The 12,320-nt window shown below is 58.5% G+C and carries 14 protein-coding genes; all 14 read left to right on the plus strand.

The window, feature by feature from the left end:
- The first annotated feature begins 609 nt into the window (after positions 1–609).
- The 14 genes from RBR25_RS11925 (at position 610) to rpoN (ending at position 12,230) form a co-directional block, all read left to right on the plus strand.
- Positions 610–1,275: a DUF3047 domain-containing protein gene (locus RBR25_RS11925; RefSeq protein WP_432819777.1), complete on the plus strand. Its 666-nt coding sequence runs from the start codon at positions 610–612 to the stop codon at positions 1,273–1,275.
- Between the two features lie 209 nt (positions 1,276–1,484).
- A complete protein-coding gene (locus tag RBR25_RS11930; RefSeq protein ID WP_432819822.1) occupies positions 1,485–1,706 on the plus strand; it encodes a VTT domain-containing protein in 222 nt (73 codons plus the stop codon).
- Positions 1,707–1,894: 188 nt separating this feature from the next.
- On the plus strand, positions 1,895–2,572 hold the full coding sequence (locus RBR25_RS11935; RefSeq protein ID WP_432819778.1) for a TIGR04283 family arsenosugar biosynthesis glycosyltransferase: 678 nt from the start codon (positions 1,895–1,897) through the stop codon (positions 2,570–2,572).
- Positions 2,569–3,228: a TIGR04282 family arsenosugar biosynthesis glycosyltransferase gene (locus tag RBR25_RS11940; protein ID WP_432819779.1), complete on the plus strand. Its 660-nt coding sequence runs from the start codon at positions 2,569–2,571 to the stop codon at positions 3,226–3,228. The genes RBR25_RS11935 and RBR25_RS11940 overlap by 4 nt, the downstream gene beginning before the upstream one ends.
- Positions 3,229–3,441: 213 nt before the next feature.
- A complete protein-coding gene (locus tag RBR25_RS11945) occupies positions 3,442–3,948 on the plus strand; it encodes a CreA family protein (protein WP_432819780.1) in 507 nt (168 codons plus the stop codon).
- Positions 3,949–4,019: 71 nt separating this feature from the next.
- A complete protein-coding gene (kdsB, locus tag RBR25_RS11950; RefSeq protein WP_432819781.1) occupies positions 4,020–4,778 on the plus strand; it encodes a 3-deoxy-manno-octulosonate cytidylyltransferase in 759 nt (252 codons plus the stop codon).
- Positions 4,779–4,889: 111 nt separating this feature from the next.
- The gene (locus tag RBR25_RS11955; protein WP_432819782.1) at positions 4,890–6,494 is read left to right on the plus strand and encodes a CTP synthase; all 1,605 of its coding nucleotides are present in this window, start codon (positions 4,890–4,892) and stop codon (positions 6,492–6,494) included.
- A gap of 1 nt (position 6,495) precedes the next feature.
- On the plus strand, positions 6,496–7,320 hold the full coding sequence (gene kdsA / locus RBR25_RS11960; protein ID WP_432819783.1) for a 3-deoxy-8-phosphooctulonate synthase: 825 nt from the start codon (positions 6,496–6,498) through the stop codon (positions 7,318–7,320).
- A 12-nt stretch (positions 7,321–7,332) separates the two neighbouring features.
- Positions 7,333–8,295, plus strand: coding sequence for a KpsF/GutQ family sugar-phosphate isomerase (locus tag RBR25_RS11965; RefSeq protein WP_432819823.1), 963 nt, complete (start codon positions 7,333–7,335; stop codon positions 8,293–8,295).
- Positions 8,295–8,816, plus strand: coding sequence for a KdsC family phosphatase (locus RBR25_RS11970; RefSeq protein WP_432819784.1), 522 nt, complete (start codon positions 8,295–8,297; stop codon positions 8,814–8,816). The genes RBR25_RS11965 and RBR25_RS11970 overlap by 1 nt, the downstream gene beginning before the upstream one ends.
- A gap of 91 nt (positions 8,817–8,907) precedes the next feature.
- On the plus strand, positions 8,908–9,480 hold the full coding sequence (lptC, locus tag RBR25_RS11975) for an LPS export ABC transporter periplasmic protein LptC (protein WP_432819785.1): 573 nt from the start codon (positions 8,908–8,910) through the stop codon (positions 9,478–9,480).
- Entirely contained in the window at positions 9,477–9,992 is a 516-nt protein-coding gene (lptA, locus tag RBR25_RS11980; protein WP_432819786.1) for a lipopolysaccharide transport periplasmic protein LptA, read from the plus strand. The genes lptC and lptA overlap by 4 nt, the downstream gene beginning before the upstream one ends.
- Positions 9,989–10,717, plus strand: a complete 729-nt coding sequence (gene lptB / locus RBR25_RS11985; RefSeq protein ID WP_432819787.1) for an LPS export ABC transporter ATP-binding protein — start codon at positions 9,989–9,991, stop codon at positions 10,715–10,717. The genes lptA and lptB overlap by 4 nt, the downstream gene beginning before the upstream one ends.
- Before the next feature lie 61 nt (positions 10,718–10,778).
- Positions 10,779–12,230 carry an RNA polymerase factor sigma-54 gene (rpoN, locus tag RBR25_RS11990; RefSeq protein ID WP_432819788.1) on the plus strand — a complete coding sequence of 484 codons (1,452 nt, stop codon included), beginning with the start codon at positions 10,779–10,781 and terminating at the stop codon, positions 12,228–12,230.
- The last annotated feature ends 90 nt before the right edge of the window (positions 12,231–12,320 follow it).

Below are 12,320 nucleotides of genomic sequence, written 5' to 3' on the forward strand. Positions count from 1 at the left end.
AGCGGGGTTGGTCTCCTTAATTGACCACCACCGTCGCTTTCAGAACGTCACGTGAACCGCCGTGTACGGAACCGTACGCACGGTGGTGTGGGAGGACGGCGGGGGCAACCCCGCCTCCTACCCGATCAGAGGCCTGTTCGTGAATTTTTCGCCGATTTTCGTTTAGAAGGCTCGCTGACTATTACGTTATAACGCCTTCGACAAAACTATCATAAAAGTGAATGGTTTCAGGCTGTCCCGCAATGTAGCACCGTTCTTTCGCAAGTTCTTACGAATTTTTCCGAGAGACTCAAAATCCTGCTGGACGATAAGCAGAAGGTCATTCTGGTGGACATCCAGCCTGCCGCCGACTTTGAAACAGCATCTGCCCGCGTCCATCGAGACCAACGCGTTTCCCGACAAGACCGCCGGAGGACAAGGCGCGTCTGGACGAGGCGCTGGCGGTTGTTCAGGTGTCTGCTGATGCGGTCGTCATCCTCTGTCCCCGGGGGAAATCCGGGGCGCAAAACAGCTACGACTATTTGTGGCGGACCTGCTGGCCGGTTTCACGGACTTTTCCTCCAGCCCGACATCAGCGCTTCAACGTTGGCTCAATCGACTGAAGTTACAATGGGGGAAAATCATCTGAAACATCTGTGCCTGATCCTTCTGACTTGCTTGCTGGGGGTGTTGCTCCCTTCCGCTGCTTGGGCCGATGACCTGGTCGTTTCCCGTTTTGCCACGGAAGGGACTGCGGGTTGGGAAAGCAAGCGTTTCAAAGGGACAACCCGTTATCGCATCGTCCAGGCGGATGGCCGTACCGTGCTCGAAGCTCGGGCTGAAGCGGCTGCTTCTGGCCTGACCAAAAAAATAACGTTCAACCCTCGTACGCATCGCTACCTAAAGTGGCGCTGGAAAATCTCCGCCACCGTGCCCGGTGGCGATGCAAGAATGAAGCAGGGGGATGATTATGCCGCCCGGCTTTACGTGATTTTCCCGGATCGTTTCTTCTGGCGGACCCGGGCGCTCAATTACATATGGGCCAACAAACTGCCTGTGGAAGAATTCGTTCCCAACGCCTTCACGGCGAATGCTATGCTCCTGGCTGTGGAGTCGGGGCCCGCCAAGGCCGGTCGGTGGGTTGAGGAAAAACGGGACATCTTGGCGGACTTCCGGCGGGTCTTCGGGGAAGATCCCCCCGAGGCCGGCGGCATCGCCATCATGACCGACACGGACAATACGGGCGCTGAAGCAACCGCCTGGTACGGTGATATTCTGATTTCAACCGAGCCATGAATCAAAAGAAATGGATGATTCTGCTGTTGATCCTGTTCGGGCACTGGCTGGGAACCGTCTATGCGGTCTCGGTCGCCACCCTGGGAGCCGTTCTTTCGTTTTTGACGACACGTTAGCTTCTGCGCGAGGCGGTATTCCGGTGCTTTGGTCACCGACTGGAGAGGCTCAATGCCGAGCTTGACCAGCGTGGGCTCAGCTATCTGCTCTTTCTGCGGCTGATCCCTTTTTTCCCGTTTTTTCTCATCAATCTGGCTGCCGGTCTGACGTGGCTGCCTCTTCGCACCTTTATGCTGGGTACTTTCTTCGGTATCATCCCGGTGGATTTGTCTATGTCAATGCCGGCGTCGGTTTGGCCACCATTCATGCGCTCAGAGATATCGCCTCACCGCTTGTGCTCGGCTCCTTTGTCCTGCTGGGACTGTTTGCCCTGATCCCGGCGTTGTACGCAAAATTCAGAATCAGGAACGTCGCTTCTCATGACCTTTTACCCCTCCCGCTGGACCCGTTTTGCAGTGCAAGATGCCGCCATTTGGCTCTGCCCGGATCGGCCGGAGGTCCGGCCTTTTGCCTGCGCACAGCGAGACCGCAACCCTGAGTGCCTGGGCTGGGAATGTCCGCTGTGGCCTTGAATCTTTCCGTCGTCATCCCCGTATGGCACGAGCAGGAACGGATCAACGACCTGATAGGCCAGCTTCGCGATCAGGATGCCGCCAGCGAAATTATCGTGGTGGACGGGGATCGCGCCGCTTCCACCCTGGCGGTCATTGGGGATCCTGATGTCCTTCGGCTGACCGCGGTGAAAGGGCGTGGTTCACAGTTGGCTGCCGGTGTCGCGGCAGCCACTGGCGATACGATTCTGCTGCTTCATGCCGACTCCCGACTGCCGGACCAGGGCTTGTCCCTGGTTGGGAAGGCCGTTGTCCAAGGGGCCGCCTGGGGAGCGTTCCGCCTCGGGATTGAGGCCGGCGGGTTGCATTTCCGGCTTATTGAGCGCGGTGTTGATCTGCGCTGTCGGATTTTTTCCTTGCCCTACGGTGATCAAGGTATTTTTGTGCGGCGCTCGGTTTTGCATCAGGTAGGGGGGATCCCGCCACTGCCCATCATGGAGGATGTGGCTCTGGCGCGGCGTTTGCACCGGTCATGCGGCCCCTGCCGACTGCTGGCCGCACGCCTGCGAACCTCGGCCCGGCGCTGGCGGCGGGATGGCCCTGGGCGACGCACACTGAAAAACTGGTGGCTGCTACTGCGCTACCTGGCCGGCGCCGATCCCGTCGAGTTGGCACGGGAGTACCGATGAGCGCGTCGGCGGTCATCTGTCTTTTTGTCAAGCCGCCTGTACCGGGTCGGGTCAAAACCAGGCTGGCTTCCGATGTGGGCGTTGAGCCGGCTTGTCGGATCTACGTGCGGCTGGTTGAACGGATTCTGGCCCAGTTTCGCGCCGGCGGTTTGCCCTGGGCGCTGTTTTACGACGGGGACGATCCGGAAGAACTGCCCAAAACCTGGCGCTCAGACGCCGTCTGTTGTTGTCCCCAGGAGGGGGACGACCTGGGGGCGCGTATGCAGAATGCCTTTCGGCGCCTGTTCGCCGCGGGATATTCATCCGTTCTGCTGTGCGGCAGTGATGTTGTCGGCTTGGATGAGCCCTATTTGCGGCAGGCCGCCGCCGTTCTCGTGCGGGCCGGCATGGTGATCGCCCCGGCCGTCGATGGCGGCTATTGTCTGATCGGCTTTACCGCCGAGCACTTCAGGCCGCAGGTGTTCGACCGGATCGCCTGGAGCACCGGAGAGGTGCTGGCGCAAACCCTCGCACGATGCCGGGAGGTGGGATTGAAGCCCCTGTTGCTGGACAGGTTGCGGGATATCGATACGCTGGCTGACCTGATCCAGGCGCAACAGACCGAGTTGTTGACATTGGTCGAGGGGGACCGTCCCCCGACTTGCGAAGAGCGATGAATCGCGACTTTTCGCGGCATCACGTAAGGGGGAAAAACGTATCGAGATCTACCAGCGGGCCGAAAATTTGAATAGGGTCTTTGCCGAACCCGTGCCGCGGGATTGCGATGAACACGGAACACCGCCACACGATCGTCGCCGGATCCTGCGCACTGTGCGCAGATCAGTGCTATTCTTCAGAAAATCTTTTCTCTGTCCATTTTGAGGTGAACGATGAAACGTCTGGCTCTGTTGTTCGGGGTTTTTCTGCTGCTGGTGCTGGTGGGGTTCGGGGTCTGGATTTTCAGCCGGCCGGAGCGGGGCGAGACGGGGGCGGTAAGTACTCGTTTCCGCTGGCTGGGGCCGAACGATAAGATCGTCATCGATGGCTTCGACGACCCGAAGGTCGAGGGGGTGGCCTGTCACATCAGTCGGGCGCAGACCGGCGGGGTGAAGGGGGCCATGGGTGTGGCCGAGGATGTCAGCGATGCCGCCATTGCCTGTCGGCAGGTCGGACCGATCCGTTTTCTCGGGGAACTCAAGGACGGCGAGGAGGTTTTCGACGAGCGCCGCAGCCTGCTTTTCAAGGAACTGCACGTCGTACGTTTCTTCGACCGCGAGCGCAATGTGCTGGTTTACGTTGCTTACAGCGACCGGGTCATCGAAGGGAGTCCGAAAAACAGCATCAGTACCGTTCCCGTCATGCCCTGGCCGGGCAAGGATGAAGCCTCCGCGCCTTGACTTTGCCGGGGGTTTTTTCTAATTTTCGGGCGCTCCACCCTTCTTTTCCTCTCTTTTGAAAGGATTGTCGCATGCGCGTCACCGCGATCATTCCCGCCCGCTATGCCTCGACCCGTTTTCCCGGCAAACCCTTGGCCGAGATTCTCGGCAAGCCGATGATCCAGTGGGTCTATGAGCGTACCGCTCGGTCAACCCGGGTCGACCGGGTCATTGTCGCCACCGACGATACCTGCATTTTCGAGGCGGTGTCCGCTTTTGGCGGCGAGGCCTGGATGACCCGCGTCGACCATCCCACCGGCACCGATCGCCTGGCCGAGGTCGCCGAGGGGATCGCCACGGATATCGTCGTCAACGTGCAGGGGGACGAACCGCTCATCGACCCGCGCATGATCGACTTGGCGGTGGCGCCCCTTGTGGAGGACGCCTCTATCCCCATGGGGACGCTGATGACCCCCCTCGCTTCGGTGCAGGAGTTTCTCAATCCCAACGTGGTCAAGGTGGTAGTCGATGGCCGGGGTTTCGCTCTCTATTTTTCCCGAGCGCCCATTCCCCATCCCCGTGATCATGCCGAGACCCTGGCTGAGAATTTTCACGCTCTGGGCGGCTACAAGCACATCGGTCTCTATGTCTACCGCAAGGAATTTCTTCTTTCCTATCCCAAGCTGTCGGCCACCCCGCTGGAAAAGACCGAAAAACTGGAACAGTTGCGGGCGCTGGAGCACGGCTATAAAATCCGGGTGACGGCGACCGACCTGGTTTCCCAGGGGGTCGATACCCCCGAGGATCTTGAGCGGGTGCGGGATCTGCTGGCAGCGGGCGGAGGGAGTTAGGTTGGGGGAATTTGGGGTTTTCTTTTTGCGGGCGGCGGTGTAGTATCGGCACTTTGATTTTTCTCTCGCGGGGTGCTCTTCGCCTCCTGCGAGATCGCTAAAGGAGCCAGGATGAAAACCAAGTTCGTATTTGTCACAGGGGGGGTGGTTTCCTCCCTCGGCAAGGGATTGGCCGCTGCTTCCATGGGGGCGCTGCTGGAGGCCCGGGGGTTAAGGGTGTCGATGCAGAAACTCGACCCCTACATCAACGTCGATCCGGGGACGATGAGCCCTTTTCAGCACGGTGAGGTCTTTGTCACCGACGACGGCGCGGAGACCGATCTCGACTTGGGGCATTATGAGCGCTTCACTACCGCGACCCTCTCCCGCAAGTCGAACTTCACCACCGGCCAGGTCTACGATTCAGTCATCCGCAAGGAGCGCCGCGGCGACTATCTCGGCGGCACGGTCCAGGTCATCCCCCATATCACCAACGAGATCAAGGCGAAGATCCTTGAAAACGCCAAAGGGGTTGACCTGGCCATTGTCGAGGTCGGCGGCACCGTCGGCGATATCGAGTCGCTCCCCTTTTTGGAGGCGATCCGCCAGTTCCGCACCGATCTCGGGCATGAGAACACCCTCTACATTCATCTGACCCTGGTTCCCTATATCCCCACCGCCGGCGAGCTGAAGACCAAGCCGACCCAGCACAGCGTCAAGGAACTGCGGGAGATCGGTATTCAACCCGACATCCTCCTCTGCCGCTGCGATCGGGAAATCCCCCGGGAAATGAAAGCGAAGATCGCCCTCTTCTGCAACGTCAAGGAAGAGGCGGTCATTACCGCCCGCGATGTCGGCTCCATCTACGAGGTGCCGGTGGCTTACCACGAGCAGGGGCTCGATGAGCGCCTGGTCGATTACTTGAATATCTGGACCAAGACGCCGGATCTCTCCGAATGGCATCGGATCATCAAGCGGATCAAGGAACCGTCCTCGGAAACGACCATCGCCATCGTCGGCAAGTACGTGGAGCTGACCGAGAGCTACAAGTCCCTGGCTGAGGCGCTGATTCACGGCGGCATTGCGAATGACTGCCGGGTCAACCTTAAATATGTCGATTCCGAGTCCCTGGAGCGACACGGTATCGGCAACGCCTTCGACGGCATCGATGGCATTCTCGTCCCCGGCGGCTTCGGCGAGCGAGGGAGCGAAGGGAAGATCGCCGCCATTGAATTCGCCCGCCGGAACAAGATTCCCTTCTTCGGCATCTGTCTCGGCATGCAGATGGCGGTGGTGGAATTTGCCCGCCACGTCTGCGCCATCGAGGATGCCTATTCCGCCGAGTTTCGCGAAGGGGCGAAGAATCCGGTCATTCATATCATGGAGGGCCAGAAATCGGTCAAGGGCAAGGGCGGCACCATGCGTCTCGGCGCCTATTCCTGCGATTTGGCCGACGGCACCCGGGCGCGGCGTATTTATGGTCAGAAGAAGATTTCCGAGCGCCACCGACATCGTTATGAATTCAACAACGCCTACCGCAAGCCGCTGGAAAAATGCGGCCTGATCTTCTCGGGGATCAATCCTGAAGGGGATCTGGTGGAGATTGTCGAGTTGGCCGATCACCCCTGGTTTCTTGGTTGCCAGTTCCATCCCGAGTTTCGCAGTCGGCCGATGAGCCCGCATCCGCTCTTCGAGTCCTTTGTCGGTGCCTGTCTCAAACAAAAAGGAGATTCCTGACGTGGTGCGTGAAGTCTCCGTCGGCAACGTGATCTTTGGCGGTAATCGGCCCCTGGTGCTGATCGCCGGGCCCTGCGCCATTGAAAATGAGGATCTGACCCTGCGCATCGCTGCCTATCTCAAGGAGCTGACCAGCTCTCTGGGGATCGGCCTGGTCTTCAAGGCGTCTTACGACAAGGCCAATCGGACATCGGTCGATGCTTTTCGCGGACCTGGGATGGAAGAGGGCCTGCGAATTCTCGGCCGGGTCAAGCGTGAGTTCGAGCTGCCGGTCATATCTGATGTGCACGACATCAGCCAGGTCGCTCCGGCGGCCAAGGTTCTCGACATTATCCAGATTCCGGCCTTTCTCAGTCGCCAGACTGATCTGTTGGTGGCGGCGGCGCGCACCGGCAAGGTCGTCAATGTGAAAAAGGGCCAGTTTCTCGCCCCTTGGGACATGAAGAACGCCGTCGGCAAGATCGAAGCTGGTGGCAATCGCAATATTCTGCTCACCGAGCGAGGCGCTTCCTTTGGCTACAACAACCTGGTGACGGATATGCGCTCGCTGGTCATCATGCGCGAAACGGGTTGCCCGGTGATATTCGACGCGACCCATTCGGTGCAGCTGCCCGGCGGTGCCGGGACCGCTTCGGGCGGGCAGCGCCAGTATGTCGGCGCCCTCTCCCGAGCGGCGGTGGCGACGGGCATCGACGGCCTCTTCTGGGAAGTGCATGAAAATCCCGACCAGGCTCTGTGTGATGGTCCCAACTCCTTGCCTCTCGGCGATCTGCCCAGTATGTTGCGGCAGATGCTGGCCATCGACGCCATCGTCAAGGGGCGCTGAACCATGAGTGAGATGATCGAAACGGCCAAACATGTGCTCAGGGTTGAGGCGGAGGCGGTCCTGGCCCTGCTTGACCGCATCGATTCACGCTTTGTCACAGCGGTGGAAATGATGTTGGCCTGCAAGGGGCGGGTCGTCATCACCGGCATGGGCAAGTCGGGGCTGATCTGCCAAAAGGTGGCGGCGACTATGGCGTCTACGGGAACCCCGGCCCTTTTTCTCCATCCGGCGGAAGGGATTCACGGCGATCTCGGCATGCTCATGAAGGGGGATGTCGTGATGGCCGTTTCCAACTCGGGTGAAACCGAGGAGATCACCCGCATTCTGCCGGTGATCAAGCGCATGGGATTACCGCTCATCGCCATGACCGGCAATCCCGCCAGTACCCTGGCCCGGGCCGGCGATGTCCTGCTCGATATCTCCATTAAGGAGGAGGCCTGTCCCCTGGGGCTGGCGCCGACCGCCAGCACTACGGCGACGGTCGCCATGGGGGATGCCCTTGCGGTAGCTCTGTTGGAGCGGCGCGGCTTCAAGGAAGAGGACTTCGCCCTCTTTCATCCCGGCGGTACTCTGGGCAAACGGTTGCTGCTGCGGGTCGAGGATCTCATGCATATCGGGGAGGCCATTCCTCGGGTCTTTCCGGAGATGCCCCTTAAGGAGGCGCTCTTTGAGATCACCAGCAAAAAACTGGGGATCACCGGGGTTTGCGATGACCGGGGGGAACTGCTCGGGGTCTTTACCGACGGCGACCTGCGCCGTTCTATCGAGAAGGGGCTCGATGCCCTTAACCGGCCGATTTGCGAACTGATGGCGGTCAATCCTAAGCGGATCCTCCGTTCCAATCTCGCGGCCAAGGCCATGCAGAAGATGGAGCAGCATTCCATCACCTCTCTGTTTGTTTTCGAGACGGAAGAGAGCCGTGTGCCGGTGGGGATCATTCACCTCCATGATCTGCTCAAAGCGGGGGTGGTCTGATGCTGAAAAATCTTTCCGATATCCGCCTGCTGCTGCTCGATGTGGACGGCGTGCTCACCGACGGGCGCATCATCTACGACCATCACGGGGTGGAGACCAAGGCTTTCGACGTCAAGGATGGTCACGGTATCAAGATGATCCAGCGGGCCGGCATCGAGGTCGGCATTATCACCGGTCGCACCTCCGAGGTGGTTGAAATCCGCGCCCGGGAATTGGGGATCACGATTGTCCGTCAGGGCGCGACGGAAAAGCTTGTTCCCTATCGGCAAATTTTGGCGGAAAGAAATCTGAACGACGCCCAAGTGGCCTACATGGGGGATGACGTAGTCGATCTGCCGATTCTGTGCCGGGTTGGTTTCGCGGCGACAGTGGCTGATGCCGTCGACGAGGTCAAGCCGCTGGTCGACTATGTTGCCAGGCGGCGCGGCGGGCGGGGGGCTGTACGGGAAGTCTGCGATCTGCTTTTGAAGGGGAGCGGCGCCTGGGAGCGGATTACCGCTCGCTATTTCGGCGAAGCATAGACGTGATAACGGTTTCTCTTTCAAGTCTCGTGCCAATGGCCAGGTTTCGTCTTTACTCTGTTCCGGCGAGATGCTATACTGGCGAAAAGTTATGAAAAACAAGATAACTTCCCGAAATCTTTTAGGTTTATTTATCGCCGTGCTGTCGTCGGTGTTGCTGGTGACGGTCCTTGTCAATTACCGGGATCAGGCTCCCGAGGAACTGATCGCGTCCTTGCCGAAGGACGTCGATATCGCGGTTAAAGGGATCGATTACACGGAGACCAGCGACGGCGTCCGTCGGTGGCACCTGTTGGCCGATTCGGCCGATTACAGTGTCAAGGACGGATTCACGCTGATCCGCGATGTCTTTATGACCTTCTTTGATGACCAGGGGGCAGAGGTCGCTACACTAAGGGCGCAAACCGGAGAATTGTCCAGCGAAACTAAGGTAGTCAACGCCAAGGGGGAGGTTGTTATTGAGAGTGTGCGCGGTTATGTATTTTACTCCGACTCTCTCGTTTTTTCCGAAGCCGACCGTCTCGTCAGCACCGATGCCCCGGTTCGCATGCTCTCTGATGAATTGGAAGTGACCGGAACGGGGTTGAAGTTCGATGTAGACAAGCACGTCTACCAGATTTCCGGTCCGGTCAGGGCGCGGATCCAGAAGGTTGTCAAGCCATGAAAGCTTTCATTCCATTGAGAAGCCTGTTGTTGTGTCTCTTTCTTCTGGCCGTGGGTGCTGTTGCCGGCGCCGCCGAAAAGACTTCGGCTCTGGGTGCTTTCGACAATTCCCAACCGATTGAAATCACTTCCGATCGGCTGGAGGGAGATGACCCGGCGGGATTCGCCAAGTTCAGTGGTAGCGTCGTTGCCAAACAGGGGGATGCCACCATCTACGCCGATGAAGTGACAATCCATTATTCCCCAGGGAAAACGCGGGATATCGATCAGGTCGTGGCGGTGGGCAACGTGCGCATCGTCCAGGGTGAACGAACCGCTACCGGAAACAAGGCGGTTTTTTACAATCGGGAAAGTAAGGTGGTTCTGACCGGTTCTCCCAAGGTCCACCAGGGTAAGGATTCCGTCGAGGGGGATGAGATCACCGTCTTTCTCAATGAAGAGCGCAGCGTGGTCACCGGCAAGGAGGGGGGGCGGGTTAACGCCGTCTTTCATCCTCAGGGGGGGGGAAAGTGAAAAGCCGCCGTCTGAGTGCCCGTGAGTTGAACAAGGCCTATCGCGGGCGGCAGGTGGTGCGCGACGTCGATCTGGAACTTGTCTCCGGGGAGGTCATCGGTCTGCTGGGACCGAACGGTGCCGGCAAGACGACTTGCTTTTACATGATGGTGGGCTTGGTTCGACCTGATCGCGGGCAGGTCTTTCTTGACGATCTTGAGATTACCCAGTTTCCCATGTACCAGCGGGCGCGGGCCGGGATTTCCTATCTGCCTCAGGAAGCTTCGGTTTTCCGCAAATTGACGGTGGAAGAGAATCTGCTGGCAATTCTGGAAACCCTGGATCTGACTCCCGGTCAGCGGGTTGAGCGTGTTGCCGAGTTGCTGGAAGATTTCCGACTCGGGCATGTGGCCAAATCCTACGGCTACGCCCTCTCCGGAGGAGAGCGCCGGCGCTTGGAGATTGCCCGGGCGCTGGTTATCGAACCGGTTTTCATTCTCCTCGATGAACCCTTTGCCGGTATTGACCCGATCGCGGTCATGGATATCCAATCGATCATCACCTCGCTGCGCTCCCGGGGGATCGGGGTGTTGATCTCCGATCACAACGTACGCGAGACCCTCGGCGTTTGCGACAAAGCCTATATCCTCAACGAAGGGGCCGTTCTCGAATACGGTGTCCCCGAGGAAATCGCCGCCAGTTCCGCGGCCCGGGCCATCTACCTGGGAGAATCCTTCCAGTTGTGAAAACCGCGCAATGAACAGTCCCGTGTTTCGGCACCCATCCCGTAACCAAGCGAGTCGGTAGATGGCTTTAGAGATCCGTCAACAACTCAAGCTCAGTCAACAACTGGTGATGACCCCCCAGTTGCAGCAGGCGATCAAGCTCCTCCAGCTGTCGCGGATGGAACTGGTCGACATGGTGCAACAGGAGCTGGAGGAAAATCCGGTTCTCGAAGAAGCCACGGAAGTTCCCGAGGAAAAGGAGTTTGAAGAGGTCGCCGCCGGTGAAGTCTCCGCAAGCGATGTCCCCGTCGATGAGGTTCGGGAAGTGTCCGGCGAAAACGAAGGCGTCACCGATATCGACTGGCAGACCTATCTCGAAGGTTACAGTCTTGGTGGCTCGACGGCGGATTTCTATGAAGAAGACGAGGATCGGCCCTCTTATGAAAATCTGCTGACCAAGAAAGGGAGCTTGTCCGATCACCTTCTCTGGCAGCTCAACCTTTCGCGTCTGGATGATGAAATCCGTCGGATTGCCGCCGAAATCATCGGCAACCTCGATGATGACGGCTATCTTCAGGCGTCTCTGGAAGAGATCGCTGCGACCTCCGGCGCTTCCCCGGAAAAGGTCGGTCGGGCTCTAGAGGTGGTGCAGGATTTCGATCCTCCCGGGGTGGCTTCCCGCGATCTGCGCGAGTGCCTCCTCCGTCAGATTCGCTATCTGGGCATGGAAGGGAGTCTGGTCGAGGCGATTCTGCTCAACCACATTCCTGATCTTGAGGTACGTAAATACTCGGCCATTGCCAAGGCCTTGGGGGTGACTCTCGATGAGGTTCTCGGTGCGGCCAAGATCATCTCGGGGCTTGATCCCCGGCCCGGCAGCATTTATACCCAGGAGGAGGTCCATTACATCACTCCCGACATTTTCGTCTACAAAATCAATGACGAATATGTCGTCGTTCTTAACGACGAAGGACTCCCCAATTTGCGCATTAATGCGTTTTATCGCAATGCTCTGGCGGGCGGAGAGGGGATTGACGCCCAAGCCGGGGAGTACATTCAGGACAAGATGCGCGGCGCCATCTGGCTGATCAAGAGCATTCATCAGCGTCAGCGGACCATCTACAAGGTGACCAAGAGTATCGTCAAATTTCAGCGGGAGTTTTTCGACAAAGGGGTGGCTTATCTCAAGCCTCTGGTGTTACGCGATGTGGCCGAGGATATCGAGATGCACGAGTCGACTATCAGTCGCGTTACCACCAACAAGTATGTTCAGACCCCGCAGGGGCTGTTCGAACTCAAGTACTTCTTCAACAGCGGGATCAACACCACCGAGGGGGACTCCATCGCCTCGGAGAGTGTCAAGAGTAAGATCAAGGAGATTATTGCCGGCGAAAATCCCAAAAAACCCTATTCCGATCAGAAAATCGTCGATCTGCTACTGGAGCAGGGAATCGACATCGCCCGTCGGACCGTGACCAAGTATCGCGAGATGCTTGGCCTCGGCTCTTCCACGGAGCGCAGACGACATTTTTAATTCTCCAGGCTGGCTAAGCTTCCAGGAATCGATATACTGGACAACAAGCTGGTTTCACCGGGAGAAACTTAATCATCAGGAGGTTTCAAC

Source organism: Trichloromonas sp., assembly GCF_034006665.1.
In the GTDB taxonomy this organism is placed as follows: Bacteria; Desulfobacterota; Desulfuromonadia; order Desulfuromonadales; family Trichloromonadaceae; genus Trichloromonas.